A 13321-nucleotide genomic window follows, 5' to 3' on the forward strand; every position below is an offset into this window, starting at 1 on the left:
GATATGCAAGCTTTTGCTCTGAAAAGAACGGTGCTGTTGAGCGCCTTATTACTGGTGTTATTAGCGATGGCCTTTTTTGTCTGGTCATCAATGACCGGCAACGATCACCGCACCACCGATGCCTATGTGAATGCCGATTACACGCTGGTTGCGCCGAAAGTTTCCGGCTATATCGCCAGCGTCAATGTGCAGGATAACAAGCGCGTGAAAGCTGGCGAACTGCTGGCCACGCTCGACGACCGCGATTATCGTGTGGCGTTAGAGACCGCGCAGGCCAATTTGCAGGTCAGCGAGGCGAAGCGTTTGAGTAGCCAGGCGCAGCTGGAACAGCAGCAATCCACTATCGACCAGGCGAAGGCCACGTTAGCGGCGAGCCAGGCTTCCGCGCAGTACGCCGGACAGAGCGCCGCGCGTTACAACCAGCTGTATAAAAGTGGCACCATCGCCGCAGACGATCAGCAAAAAGCCAACTCAACGCAGCGATCCGCCTCGGCTACCGTGCGCCAGAGCGAAGCGGCGCTGGCTTCCGCCGTCAAGCAGGTTGGCGTGCTAAAAGCTGCGGTGCGTCAGGCCGCTGCCGATGTCGCTGCCGCGCAGGCCAGCGTCGATCAGGCGCAACTCAATCTTTCCTATACGCGCATTGTAGCGCCGGTGGATGGCATGGTCGGTCAGCGCTCAGTGCGCCTCGGCGCTTACGTCAGTGCGGGCACGCGTTTGCTGGCGGTGGTGCCGCTGCAGCAAACCTATATCACCGCTAATTATCTGGAAACGCAGCTGGCGGATGTGCAGCAAGGGCAGAAAGTGAGCGTGAAGGTGGATGCCTTGCCAGGCAAGGTATTTAGCGGTCACGTCGACAGCATTGCTCCGGCGACGGGCGCGACCTTTTCCGCCATTTCGCCGGACAACGCCACCGGCAATTACACCAAAGTGGTACAGCGTTTACCGGTGAAAATTGTGCTCGATGAGAACCAGCCGGATCTGGCAAAACTGCGCGTGGGAATGTCGGCGATACCGGAGATTGAGACCCGCTGAAAATGTGAGCGATATCTCAGAAGCGGCCTATTTATTTTTGGGACAAATCCGCGTAAATTAGCCCTCGATCCTGTTTCGGGCTTGCCTGGAGCGACCTGAGAAGAAAGCGTGTAGCGATGATGAACTCCACCTTTCTCTTATTCTGTTCGGGTTACGCGGGTTTGGGATCGCCCGCCGGGTAGCCGCTCAGAGGAGTTGTTTTTGTGAGATACGCTTTGATGGGAATTTCTTTCTTCCTGTTGCTTTGGGTCGGTACCTTTGTACTGATGCTGTAGAGCCGCCAGGCGGGGCGACGCTGAGTCGCCCCAATTAATGGTTATTCCTCTTCTTCTTCCAGCGCTTTCACCGTTCCCGGCAAAATGCCATCGGCACGGAACATCGATTTAATCCCCCGCACCGCCTGACGAATACGATCGCTGTTTTCAATCAGCGCGAAACGCACGTGGGTATCACCGTAATCACCGAAACCGATGCCCGGCGAGACGCACACTTTGGCTTCCTGCATCAGTAATTTGGCGAACTCCAGTGAGCCAAGATGCGCGTAGTGATCGGGAATTTTCGCCCAGACGTACATCGACGCCTTCGGCAAATCGACCATCCAGCCCGCTTCGTGCAGGCCTTTCACCAGTACATCACGGCGGCGTTTGTACTGTTCAGCGATATCGCGCACACACTGTTGATCGCCTTCCAGCGCCGCTATCGCCGCCACCTGCAACGGCGTGAAGGTGCCGTAATCGTGATAACTCTTGATACGCGCCAGCGCCGAGACCAGCTCTTTGTTACCGACCATAAAGCCGATACGCCAGCCCGCCATGTTGTAGCTTTTCGACAGGGTAAAGAATTCCACCGCCACATCGCGCGCGCCCGGCACCTGCATAATCGATGGCGCTTTCCAGCCATCGTAGGTGATGTCGGCATAGGCGAGATCGTGGATCACCAGCACATTGTACTGCTTCGCCAGCGCGATGACGCGTTCGAAGAAATCGAGTTCAACGCATTGCGCCGTAGGATTCGACGGGAAGCCAAGAATCATCATTTTCGGTTTGGGATAGCTTTCGCGAATCGCCCGTTCCAGCTCGTTGAAGAAATCAACACCCGCCACCAGCGGAACAGAACGCACCTGCGCACCGGCAATCACCGCGCCGTAAATGTGAATCGGATAGCTGGGATTCGGCACCAGCACGGTGTCGCCGTGATCGAGCGTGGCCAGCATCAAGTGCGCCAAACCCTCTTTCGAGCCGATGGTGACAATCGCTTCCGATTCCGGATCGATTTCCACCTGATAACGGTCTGCGTACCAGCGCGAAATCGCGCGACGCAAACGGGGAATGCCTTTCGAGGTTGAGTAACCGTGCGTGTCTTCGCGCTGCGCCACCTGGCAAAGTTTTTCAACGATGTGCGGCGGCGTGGGGCCATCCGGATTGCCCATCGAGAAATCGATAATGTCTTCGCCGCGCCGACGCGCAGCCATCTTCAATTCAGCGGTGATGTTAAAAACATACGGGGGAAGGCGTTCAATACGCGAGAAACGACGGGGTGTGCTGTTATCAGCCATGATGTCCTCTGGTTTACGTAAGCGCCCGGACCGTCCGAGCGACGTGGGTCACTGTGGTGACCGCACCAAGAACATAACGCGCTGATAACAAGATTGTCGAGAGCGGAATAAAATAATTTTAATTATTTGGATTCAGGCGGCCAAACACCCAATCGCTTACCCATTGGCCGTTTAGCAGATAATTATCCCGTAACGTGCCCTCAAGGGCGAAACCATTCTTCTCCAGAATACGGCGCGACGGCCAATTCCCCTCAATCACCATCGCTTTCAGCTTATGAAATTCTGCCTGCAGTAAAAACTGGCACAGCGCGTCGAGCGCTTCACTGCCATAACCCAAGCCGGTAAAGGCTGCGCGTAGCATGTAACCCACTTCGGCCTGACGATACGGATGCCATTCGGCGCTACAGCCAAACAGGCCAATCGGCTCACCACTTTCCCGGATACGCGCCACCAAACACAGCATATGAAAACTGCTCGCCTGCCACGGTGCCAGACGCTCGTTAAAGCGTTGACGGATATCGTTTTCATCCGGAATTTCACTGACCCACGTCATGGTGGCGGCGTCCTGATGTACCGCTTTGAAAATCTGCCAGTCTTCTGGCTGAAGTCGGCTGAGGGATAAACGTGGAGTGAGTAATTGCATGGCTGAGCCCCCCTTTTTTATACGGCAACATAGCAAACCGGCGTATTCACAACCAGCGATCGGCGCACGCTTTCACTAATCCTCTTTTTGTGAGTCAGGTATTCCTCTTTTTGAGGAGGTCGCCATGAATGAACTGCACCCCAAATGTTGGACCATAATCTGACATTGATGGAGTGACCCCGAGCCCATAGACAAATCTGCCCTATATTTTGAGCATAGGAGGAGTCTATGGGCACACCACGATTTACCCCTGAGTTTAAAGAAGAAGCAGTCCGCCAGATCACCGAGCGGGGCTATTCCGTCGCCGACGTATCTGAACGCCTGGGCGTCTCGCAACACAGCCTTTATAAATGGATCCGCTCTATAAAACCTGATGCCAGCGGGCACCAGGCGCAGGATCTGCTGGATGCCCGGACGGAGATCCTCCGGTTGAAAGCGCAACTCAAGCGAACTGAGGAGGAGCGGGATATCCTGAAAAAGGCGGCGCGGTACTTTGCAAGGGAGCCCGACTAAAGTACCGCTTCATCAACGATCACCGTCAGGTCTGGTCGATCACACTGATGTGTCGGGTTCTGAAGGTTGCCCGTTCCGGTTTTTACGTCTGGCTCCACTGCCCGGTATCAACTGGAGAGCAGGATAATCAGCGGCTGCTGACGCTTATCCGCGACTCTTATACCCTGAGTGGCGGCGTTTATGGATACCGGCGGGTCCACAGTGACCTGCGAGAAATCGGGGAGGTATGCAGTAAAAACAGGGTAGCGAAAATTATGCGGCAGAACAGAATCAAGGCCGTACATGGCTATAAAATCCCGCGAGGAGCACGGGGACGTCCGTCAGTCATCGCGCCTAACCGGGTACAGCGGGAGTTCACAGTCGTTAAACCGAACCAGGTCTGGGTAACGGATATTACCTACATACGGACCTGGCAGGGCTGGCTGTATCTGGCCGTGGTCATAGACCTGTTTGCCCGCAATGTGGTGGGCTGGTCAATGAAACCCTCACTGTCGCGCGAACTGGCGCTGGATGCTCTTCTGATGGCCGTCTGGCGACGAAGGCCTGAGGAAACCGTTATCGTACACAGCGACCAGGGAAGCCAGTATGGCAGCGATGACTGGCGACGGTTCTGCCAGGCTAATAACCTGTCACCCAGCATGAGCCGGCGCGGCAACTGCTGGGATAATGCAGTGGCAGAATCCTTCTTCAGTTCGCTAAAAAAAGAGCGCATCAGAAAGCGGATCTATAGAACCCGGGACATGGCCCGGGCTGATATCTTTGATTATATCGAAGTGTTCTACAACCGGACCCGACGCCACAGCCACCTGGGAGGCGTCAGTCCAGAGGCCTTCGAAAAGGCCTCGTCGTGAGGACAGCGAATGTCTACGGGAATGGGGTCACTCCATGAATGGCGACCCTACAAAGGCGAAGTGCGATTGCCATTTATGGCGACCTGGCATGTTAAAAATTGATCTCGACTACGAGAAAGGTCTGCAGATTGCCGTGGCGCTGGCGGAACGTGATCACATTTTTTATCATAGCCTCCCGTTTCTTGCCTGAGAGATGCCCTTGCCTTCCCACTTCGACATGCTGCTGGCGGTTTTTGACCGCGCGGCGCTGATGCTGATTTGCCTGTTCTTTCTCACTCGCACGCGGGTGTTCCGTCAGCTGCTGCAAAAAGATGAGCATTCGGTACGCGAAAAAGTGGTGGTGACGGCCATATTCTCGCTGTTTGCGCTATTCAGCACCTGGTCGGGCATTAACGTCGACGGTTCGCTGCTCAATGTGCGTGTCATTGCGGTGATGTCCGGCGGCATTCTGTTCGGTCCCTGGGTGGGCATCGCCACCGGTGTGATTGCCGGTTTGCATCGCTATCTGATTGATATGGATGGCGTCACGGCGGTGCCTTGCCTGATCACCAGCATCATTGCCGGCATCGCCTCAGGCGTGATTAATCGCCGGGTAAGTAAAGAGCAGCGCTGGCGCGCCGGTATTCTCGGCGGCATGTTGTGCGAAAGCCTGACCATGCTGCTAATTGTATTGTGGGCCAAGCCGATGACGCTGGGCCTGGCGATTGTGTCTGAGATTGCGCTGCCAATGATTTTGGGCGCATCAAGTATCGGTTTAATCGTGCTGCTGGTACAGAGCGTTGAAGGTGAGAAAGAGGCGATTGCGGCGCGTCAGGCCAAGCTGGCGCTGGAAATCGCCAACAAAACGCTGCCGCTGTTTCGTCAGGTTGATAGCCAGTCGCTGCACAAAGTGTGCGATATCATCCGCAGCGACATTCACGCCGATGCGGTCGCCATCACCAATAACAAGCAGATTCTCGCTTACGTCGGTTATGGCGAGCAGAACTATCACAACGGCGATGATGCCATCAGCCCAACCACTGCGCAGGCGATCGCCAGCGGCAAAATCATCATCAAGAACAACGATGAGGCGCATCGCACCAAAGATATTCACTCGATGTTGGTTATTCCCCTTTGGGAAAAAGGGGAAGTGACCGGCACGCTAAAAATCTATTATCGCCGTGCGCATCGCATTACCGGTTCGCTGAAAGAGATGGCGATTGGGCTGTCGCAAATCATCTCCACCCAGCTGGAAGTGTCGCGGGCTGAGCAGTTGCGTGAAATGGCGAACAAGGCTGAATTACGCGCGCTGCAGAGCAAAATTAATCCGCACTTCCTGTTTAACGCGCTGAATGCCATCTCCTCCTCGATTCGCCTTAATCCAGACACCGCGCGCCAGTTGGTGATCAACCTGTCGCGTTATCTGCGCTACAACCTCGAACTCAACGATGACGAGCTTATCGACATCAAGAAAGAGTTGTGGCAGGTGAAGGACTACATCGCGATCGAGCAGGCGCGTTTCGGCGACAAGCTGTCGATGATTTATGACGTGGATGAAGATCTGCACTTCACGCTGCCCAGCCTGCTGATTCAACCGCTGGTGGAGAATGCCATTGTGCACGGTATTCAGCCTTGTCGCGGCAAAGGCGTGGTAACGCTGAGCGTGAAAGATTTGGGCGATCGGGTACGCGTCGCAGTGCGTGATACCGGCGACGGCATCAGCGAGGATGTGATGAGCCGCGTGGCGCGTAATGAGATGCCCGGCAACAAGATTGGTCTGCTGAATGTGCATCATCGCGTGAAATTGCTCTCGGGACAGGGTTTGGTTATTACCCGCCATCATCCGGGCACTGAAATCGCCTTTACGCTTAGCAAGAATGGTCAGTCGCTACCTGCGCCGCTGCGCCCTACCACGGAAACCACCACGTGAAAGCCATCATCGTTGAAGACGAGTTTCTCGCCCAGCAAGAGTTAAGCTGGATGATTCAGCAACACAGCCAAATCAGCGTTGAGGCCTGCTTTGATGATGGGCTGGAGGTGCTGAAATATCTGCAGAACCATCGTGTTGATGTCATTTTCCTCGACATCAACATTCCGTCGCTGGATGGCATGCTGCTGGCGCAAAACATCAATCAGTTTGCCCATAAGCCGTTGATTGTGTTTATCACCGCGTGGAAAGAGCATGCGGTTGACGCGTTTGAACTGGACGCCTTTGACTACATTCTCAAGCCGTATCACGAGTCGCGCATCATGACGATGCTGCAGAAACTGGAAGCCAGCGCCCAGCAGCAGTCGCAACCGCAAAACGCGGCGGCCAGCTCGCCACAAACCGTCAATCTGGTGAAAGACGAACGCATCATCGTCACCGATATCAACGAGATCTATTACGTTGAGGCGCACGAGAAGCTGACGTTTGTTTATACGCGGCGCGAAGCCTATGTGATGTCGATGGTGATCAGTGAATTCTGCAGCCGTTTGCCGGAACAGCAATTCTTCCGCTGCCATCGATCTTACTGCGTCAATCTGAGCAAGATTCGTGAAATCGAGCCGTGGTTTAACAATACCTATTTGGTTAAGTTGCGTGATTTGGATGCGCAGGTGCCGGTGAGTCGCAGCAAGGTGAAAGCCTTTCGGCAGTTGATGAGGTTATAAGGCGAACGGCGGATGCCGCTCGCCTGCGTGCTTACAGTTCGCGGCCCAGCACCTGACGCAGGTGCGCACCGGCGCCCAGCAAGCCCGGCTGATCGTGAGTGATCATATACACCGGAATATCAACCAGGTAATCGCGGAAGCGACCTTTATCTTCAAACGCCGCGCGGAAACCGGACGCTTTAAAGAAGTCGAGGAAGCGCGGCACAATACCGCCGGCGATATAGACGCCGCCGAAGGTGCCCAGATTCAACGCCAGGTTGCCGCCGAAACGACCCATAATCACGCAGAACAGCGACAGTGCGCGACGGCAATCGATGCAGCTGTCTTGCAACGCGCGCTCGGTAACATCTTTTGGCTTGAGGTTTTCTGGCTCACGCTCATCAGACTTCACGATGGCGCGATACAGATTGACCAAACCGGCACCGGACAGTACGCGTTCAGCCGAAACGTGGCCAATCTCCGCGCGCAGCACTTCGAGAATGTCACCCTCTTCTTCGCTATTTGGCGCAAAGTCAACGTGGCCGCCCTCGCCCGGCAAGCTGATCCAGCGTTTATCCACGTGCACCAAATGGCTGACGCCGAGGCCGGTGCCCGCACCGTAAATCGCGATGGGCTTGCCTTCAACCGGCGCTTTGCCGCCAAACTGAATCACTTCCTTTTCGCTCAGCATCGGAATCGCCATCGAAACGGCGGTGAAATCATTGATAATTTCCAGGCTTTCCAGCGCCAGATGCTCTTTCATCACTTTGGTGGAGAACGCCCAATCGTGGTTGGTCATCTCTACCCAATCGCCGGTGATCGGACAGGCAATGGCGATACAAGCGTGCTTAATATCCTGTTTTTGCTCATCAAGATAGTGACGAATCACCGCTTCAAGATTGTCGTAGTCTGATGTTGAGAAGGTTTGGGCTTGCGAGATAGCACCGTTTTCTACCTCACACAATGCGAGACGGGCATTGGTACCGCCCACATCGCCGACCAGGGCGTATGTTGTCATTCTTCTGCTGCTCCGCTTGGGTCATAAACAATTGCAGGACACTATAAAAGCCTGCCAATAAAACAACAACGCCCACCTGCACGATGGGCGTAATCCATTTAAAGATGCTGCACAGCCTACCGATCGCCTGCCCGACTTCCCAGCGGCAACTTTCCGAAATTTAGCCACTATTACGCTGATGCAGTGCGGCGGTGACCTTACGCAGCAGCGGCGGCAAGTCTTGTTTGTCCATCACCACTTCCACCAGCGACAGTCGCCGATTTCGCATTAATTGCGCCATCACCGCGTCCAGCTGCACCGTTTCGCTGACGCGCCAGCTCTGCGCCGCACAGTCTTGACTCAGCGCCTGCGGCAGCGTGGTCCAGTTCCATTGCGCGATATCATTGTAACGTTGCTCAGCACCGTGAATCGCGCGCTCAACCGTGTAGCCATCATTGTTAATCAGGAAAATGATCGGCTGCTGGCCGTCGCGAAGCATCGAACCCAACTCCTGAATCGTCAGCTGCGCGGAGCCATCGCCAATGATCAGGATGACCCGGCGATCCGGCTGCGCGGTTTGCGCACCAAAGGTGGCGGGTAAAGTATAGCCAATCGATCCCCACAGCGGTTGCACCAGCAACTGCGCATCCTGCGGTAACCGCAGCGCCGCCGCGCCAAAGGCTGCGGTGCCTTGATCGGCGAGGATAATATCACCCGGCTGCAGGAAGCGCTGCATTGCCTGCCAGAATGCCTGCTGACTGATTACCGCCGCAGCAATTTGCTCACTTTCTTCGCACTCAGGCGCATCCGCCAGCCGCCAGTGCGCGCAGTGACGCTGATAAATGGGCGTCAGCGCCGCCAGCGCCTGCTGCATGCTTAACGGCGCAAACACCTCGCCAGCGACCGTAGCCTGAAACGGCTGCAGATCGATCACGCGCTCGGCAGGCAGATTTTGCGTGAAGCCGGCGGTTAAGGTATCGGTAAACCGCACGCCGACGCACAGCGTGACGTCGGTATCTTCGATGGCCTGGCGCACCGCATCGCTGCTGCCTTGCGCGGCGTAAGTGCCGACGTAACCCGGCTGCTGCTCGTTGAGCACGCCTTTGCCCATCAATAAGGTGGCGGCAGGAATCGCGCGCAGCTGGCGCAACGCCTCAAGCTGCGGCTGCAACTGCCAGCGCGCGGCAAGGAAATCCGCCAACAGCGCCACGCGCTGCGCCGGTGCCAGCAAGCGCTCTGCCGCATCAGCAAAGGCTGCGGCAACCTGCTGATGTCTGTCTGCCGCTGTAATTTTTTTTTCCTCTGGCAGCGAAATCTCAGCCGCCGCCACATCCACCGCCAGCAATAAATAGCCGGGACGATGTTGCGTTAGCGCCTCGCTGATAACGCGATCGATCTCCGCCACCGCGTTCTCCGCCGTCAATACCGCAGAGGCCACACTCACTTCCTGCGCCATCCGCAGGAAGTGACCAAAATCGCCATCACCCAGCGAATGGTGCACGCAATCGCCCTGCTGCTGCGCCTGACTCGCGGGCGCGCCAACGATATGAATCACCGGTACATATTCGGCATAGCTGCCGGCGATGCCGTTAATCGCGCTAAGCTCGCCGACGCCAAACGTGGTCAGCAGTGCCGCCGCGCCGTTGCAGCGCCCATAGCCATCTGCCGCATAGGCCGCATTCAATTCATTGGCGCAGCCAACCCAGGCAATTTCGGGATGCGCAATCACACTGTCGAGGAATTGCAGGTTGTAATCGCCCGGCACGCCGAACAGATGTCGGATGCCGCTTTGCTGTAATCGGTGCAGTAAATAATCGCCAACGTTGGGGGTTTTCATCGACAGCTCCTTGTTAAGGGGATAATCAGGAGTATTAGCGATGTGGCTGAATTGGCGAGATATTCACCATCGTGTGATGCTGATTTGTGGCAAGCATTCGTTACGACGATAGATAATTCTGTAAGTTGCGATCTTCGGCGCGTTTCGCCTTAGTGTAAACGCATACACTGCTATGCTGATGTCACTTTCTCCCCTATTGAGACAGGAACGCTGCATGAGTGCTTTTCCCCATCCCGAACGTTATCAACAGATGCAATACCGTCGCAGTGGCCGTAGCGGCTTGAAGTTACCGGCGATTTCGCTGGGTTTGTGGCATAACTTTGGCGACAGTACACGCGTTGATAACAGCCGTGAACTGCTGCGCCACGCCTTTGATCGCGGCATCACCCATTTCGATCTCGCCAATAATTACGGCCCACCGCCGGGATCGGCTGAATCTAACTTTGGTCGCATTCTGCGCGAGGATTTTCAGGGACTGCGCGATGAGCTGGTGATCTCAACCAAAGCCGGTTACACCATGTGGGACGGCCCATACGGCGATTGGGGTTCACGTAAGTATCTGATTTCCAGCCTCGATCAAAGCCTGAAGCGCATGGGACTTGAGTACGTTGATATCTTCTATCACCATCGTCCCGATCCCGAAACGCCGCTGGAAGAGACCATGCGCGCGCTGGATCAGGTGGTACGTCAGGGCAAAGCGCTGTATGCCGCTATCTCTAACTATCCGGCAGACAAAGCCGCCGAAGCGATTGCGATTCTGCGCGACCTCGGCACGCCATGCCTAATCCACCAGCCGCGTTATTCAATGTTTGAACGTACGCCAGAGCAGGGTTTGCTGGATGTGCTGGGCGATAACGGCGTCGGTTGTATCGCCTTCTCGCCGCTGGCGGGTGGCGTGTTAACCGACCGCTATTTGCAGGGCATTCCGCAAGATTCGCGCATCGCCAGCGGCAGTAAGTTCCTGAGTGAAAACCAGTTGACGCAAGAGAAGATGGAAAAAGTGCGCCAGCTGCAGGCGATTGCCCAACAGCGCGGCCATAAACTGGCGCAGATGGCGCTAAGCTGGGTGTTGCGCGATGCGCGTGTTACTTCGGTGCTGATTGGCGCCAGCAAAACTGCGCAAATTGATGATGCGGTTGAGATGTTGAGCCAGCCGGTGCTGAGCCAGGACGAGATCGACACCATCCACAATATCTTAGTGTAAACGCTTACCCGCCCGGCATGTGTCGGGCATTTTCCGCAGCAGAAAATTCTCATTTCAGATTTCCCTTAGCGTTTTCAGACTGATTCTCAAGGCTTACCTGGTCCGATGTGGCAAACTAGCGCAACGGTGGCAGTGATAAGCTACTGAAAAGGAGAAGTTATGAAACGTGCCATTTTGTTTGCCGCCTTGCTGGCAACTTTATCCCCGTTGGCTATCAGCACAGCACAAGCCGACAGCGCCACCATCAATTTGGGTCCGGGCGTTACGCTGCATCTCGGCGATCGCGATCGTCACGGTAATTACTGGGACGGCGGTCGCTGGCGTGAACCGCGCTGGTGGAACGATCGTTATCGTTACGATGACCATCGCTGGTGGCGTCATGAAGAGTGGAAACGTCATCGCGCCTATGAACGTGAGCGCGAACGTCGCTGGCATGAGCGTGAACGTCGTGAACATCACCGCCACGACCATCGCCATGATGATCGTCGTGGTCATCGCGATCACCATCATCACTAAACAAAAAATCCCGCTCAATGGCGGGATTTTTCTTTTCTAACGCCGTTACCAACCGAGCGCTTCGCCGACCAGTAAATAGAGATTGAGGGCGATAACCAGCACCACAATCAGCCGTCCGGCATTCTGCATCAGGCGCGAGTTCACCATCTCATCACCCATCAATTCCCGGTTGCCGGTAAATGACAGCAACGGAATTAGCGCCAGTGCGATACCGAAACTCAGCAGCACTTGGCTCATTACCAGAATGCGCGTGGGATCCCAGCCCGCCCAGATGACAATAAATGAGGGCAACATGGTAATAGTGCGGCGGAACCACAGCGGAATGTGGAAACGAATAAAGCCCTGCATCACCACTTGTCCCGCCAGCGTGCCGACCACGGTTGAAGAGAGACCGGCAGCCACCAAACTCAAACCAAACACTATCGCCGCCGCTTCACCCAACAGCGGTTGCAGCGTTAAGTAAGCCTGATCGAGATCGACGATGCTGGAGTGACCGCTCAAGTGGAACGCTGCGGCGGCAGTTGCCATCATCGCCAGATTTACAAAGCCAGCGATAGTCATGGCAATCGCCACATCCAGTTTGGTTGAGCTGTAGCGTTGCGCCTTGCTGCCTTTATTACCGTGCTGCGTCAGCGCCGAGTGCAGATAAATGACGTGCGGCATAATGGTGGCACCTAACACGCCAGCGGCGAGGAAGACCGCGTCCGACGTCGGCAACGATGGCAGCGCCATGCCAACCACCAGCTCACTGACTTTCGGCTGGGAGAAAAACAGCTCCACGATATACGCCGCCGCCACAAACAGCAGCAGGCCGCCAATCACCAATTCCAGTGGCTTTTGGCCGCGACTTTGCAGCATCAGAATCAGGTAAGTTGCGATACCGGTTAACACCGCGCCCTGCAGCAGCGAAATGCCGAGTAACAGCTTGAAGCCGAGCGCCGCGCCGATAAATTCAGCGAGATCGGTGGCCATGGCGATGATTTCCGCCTGCACCCAATAGAACCACACCGCCGGACGCGGAAAGCGATCGCGGATGTGTTCTGCAAGATTTTTGCCGGTGGCAATGCCGAGCTTGGCGGACATCAGCTGGATCAGCATCGCCATGACGTTGGCCCACACCACCACCCACAACAGCTTGTAGCCGTAGGCGGCACCGGCCTGAATGTTGGTCGCGAAGTTGCCGGGATCGATATAGCCAATCGCCGCAATAAAAGCGGGACCCAGCAGCGCGAGTTTAATCTTTCTGGCTCCGCGAGCGGCGCGCTCAGCGGTGCGGCTTTCTAGCATAGTTTTACCCTGTCTTAACGCTTGTTGACACGACCAGCTTAAGGGGCATTCAAGGCAGATGAAATGTGGTTATAGTTATTGTATTAATAGATGGTGCTATGAAGTATAGCCATTGCTATACATTGCGGTAAAGCCCGTTCTTGCCAAAAATACGTGCAACGCAAATGACTCTACTCTTGGGTTATTTTATAGACAATGTTTTTGTGGATATTTCTTGTGATGGATTTGTAACGGGGTTGTGAGCGGTCAGACTTATCTGAGAAAAATCGCGATAGC

General features: G+C 55.4%; 12 protein-coding genes. 7 read left to right on the forward strand and 5 right to left on the reverse strand.

What is annotated here, in order from left to right:
* The first annotated feature begins 3 nt into the window (after positions 1 to 3).
* Together AC6I8A_RS13965 and ypdK are read left to right on the forward strand one after the other, a co-directional pair.
* Positions 4 to 1032 carry an HlyD family secretion protein gene (locus AC6I8A_RS13965; protein WP_436333032.1) on the forward strand — a complete coding sequence of 343 codons (1029 nt, stop codon included), beginning with the start codon at positions 4 to 6 and terminating at the stop codon, positions 1030 to 1032.
* Between the two features lie 203 nt (positions 1033 to 1235).
* On the forward strand, positions 1236 to 1307 hold the full coding sequence (ypdK, locus tag AC6I8A_RS13970; RefSeq protein ID WP_099686956.1) for a membrane protein YpdK: 72 nt from the start codon (positions 1236 to 1238) through the stop codon (positions 1305 to 1307).
* A gap of 41 nt (positions 1308 to 1348) precedes the next feature.
* Here the strand turns inward: ypdK and alaC are convergent, their stop codons facing one another.
* Together alaC and AC6I8A_RS13980 are read right to left on the reverse strand one after the other, a co-directional pair.
* The gene (gene alaC / locus AC6I8A_RS13975; protein ID WP_008101332.1) at positions 1349 to 2587 is read right to left on the reverse strand and encodes an alanine transaminase; all 1239 of its coding nucleotides are present in this window, start codon (positions 2585 to 2587) and stop codon (positions 1349 to 1351) included.
* Between the two features lie 118 nt (positions 2588 to 2705).
* Positions 2706 to 3230 carry a GNAT family N-acetyltransferase gene (locus AC6I8A_RS13980; RefSeq protein WP_061717889.1) on the reverse strand — a complete coding sequence of 175 codons (525 nt, stop codon included), beginning with the start codon at positions 3228 to 3230 and terminating at the stop codon, positions 2706 to 2708.
* Positions 3231 to 3458: 228 nt separating this feature from the next.
* Between AC6I8A_RS13980 and AC6I8A_RS13985 the strand changes: the two genes are divergently transcribed.
* The 3 genes from AC6I8A_RS13985 to AC6I8A_RS13995 all read left to right on the forward strand — a co-directional run bounded on the left by AC6I8A_RS13985 (position 3459) and on the right by AC6I8A_RS13995 (position 7225).
* A protein-coding gene (locus AC6I8A_RS13985) for an IS3 family transposase (protein WP_256698600.1) occupies positions 3459 to 4594 on the forward strand; the annotation gives its coding sequence in 2 pieces (ribosomal slippage) (positions 3459 to 3714 and positions 3714 to 4594; 1137 coding nt in all).
* A 217-nt stretch (positions 4595 to 4811) separates the two neighbouring features.
* Positions 4812 to 6503: a sensor histidine kinase gene (locus tag AC6I8A_RS13990; protein ID WP_293793441.1), complete on the forward strand. Its 1692-nt coding sequence runs from the start codon at positions 4812 to 4814 to the stop codon at positions 6501 to 6503.
* Positions 6500 to 7225, forward strand: a complete 726-nt coding sequence (locus AC6I8A_RS13995) for a LytR/AlgR family response regulator transcription factor (protein ID WP_008101343.1) — start codon at positions 6500 to 6502, stop codon at positions 7223 to 7225. The genes AC6I8A_RS13990 and AC6I8A_RS13995 overlap by 4 nt, the downstream gene beginning before the upstream one ends.
* A gap of 31 nt (positions 7226 to 7256) precedes the next feature.
* Here the strand turns inward: AC6I8A_RS13995 and glk are convergent, their stop codons facing one another.
* The gene (glk, locus tag AC6I8A_RS14000) at positions 7257 to 8222 is read right to left on the reverse strand and encodes a glucokinase (RefSeq protein ID WP_265300362.1); all 966 of its coding nucleotides are present in this window, start codon (positions 8220 to 8222) and stop codon (positions 7257 to 7259) included.
* A 160-nt stretch (positions 8223 to 8382) separates the two neighbouring features.
* Complete coding sequence (locus tag AC6I8A_RS14005) at positions 8383 to 10038, reverse strand: alpha-keto acid decarboxylase family protein (RefSeq protein WP_497818678.1); 1656 nt, start codon at positions 10036 to 10038, stop codon at positions 8383 to 8385.
* Between the two features lie 214 nt (positions 10039 to 10252).
* Between AC6I8A_RS14005 and mgrA the strand changes: the two genes are divergently transcribed.
* Positions 10253 to 11242, forward strand: coding sequence for an L-glyceraldehyde 3-phosphate reductase (gene mgrA, locus AC6I8A_RS14010; RefSeq protein ID WP_497818679.1), 990 nt, complete (start codon positions 10253 to 10255; stop codon positions 11240 to 11242).
* Between the two features lie 159 nt (positions 11243 to 11401).
* A complete protein-coding gene (locus AC6I8A_RS14015) occupies positions 11402 to 11758 on the forward strand; it encodes a DUF2502 domain-containing protein (RefSeq protein ID WP_497818680.1) in 357 nt (118 codons plus the stop codon).
* A 45-nt stretch (positions 11759 to 11803) separates the two neighbouring features.
* On the opposite strand, the gene AC6I8A_RS14020 is transcribed toward AC6I8A_RS14015, so the two are convergent.
* Positions 11804 to 13045, reverse strand: coding sequence for an Nramp family divalent metal transporter (locus tag AC6I8A_RS14020; RefSeq protein WP_497818681.1), 1242 nt, complete (start codon positions 13043 to 13045; stop codon positions 11804 to 11806).
* Between the last annotated feature and the right edge of the window lie 276 nt (positions 13046 to 13321).

The sequence above is a fragment of the Pantoea sp. X-Soil-ISGK-275 genome, from assembly GCF_059730795.1.

What these genes read in the sequence shown, in the direction of transcription:
- mgrA (WP_497818679.1), top strand. Translation starts at nt 10,253, where the DNA reads ATGAGTGCTTTTCCCCATCCCGAACGTTATCAACAGATGCAATACCGT.
- AC6I8A_RS14005 (WP_497818678.1), bottom strand. Translation starts at nt 10,038, where the DNA reads ATGAAAACCCCCAACGTTGGCGATTATTTACTGCACCGATTACAGCAA.
- AC6I8A_RS14015 (WP_497818680.1), top strand. Translation starts at nt 11,402, where the DNA reads ATGAAACGTGCCATTTTGTTTGCCGCCTTGCTGGCAACTTTATCCCCG.
- AC6I8A_RS14020 (WP_497818681.1), bottom strand. Translation starts at nt 13,045, where the DNA reads ATGCTAGAAAGCCGCACCGCTGAGCGCGCCGCTCGCGGAGCCAGAAAG.
- AC6I8A_RS13965 (WP_436333032.1), top strand. Translation starts at nt 4, where the DNA reads ATGCAAGCTTTTGCTCTGAAAAGAACGGTGCTGTTGAGCGCCTTATTA.
- AC6I8A_RS13990 (WP_293793441.1), top strand. Translation starts at nt 4,812, where the DNA reads ATGCTGCTGGCGGTTTTTGACCGCGCGGCGCTGATGCTGATTTGCCTG.
- AC6I8A_RS13980 (WP_061717889.1), bottom strand. Translation starts at nt 3,230, where the DNA reads ATGCAATTACTCACTCCACGTTTATCCCTCAGCCGACTTCAGCCAGAA.
- alaC (WP_008101332.1), bottom strand. Translation starts at nt 2,587, where the DNA reads ATGGCTGATAACAGCACACCCCGTCGTTTCTCGCGTATTGAACGCCTT.
- glk (WP_265300362.1), bottom strand. Translation starts at nt 8,222, where the DNA reads ATGACAACATACGCCCTGGTCGGCGATGTGGGCGGTACCAATGCCCGT.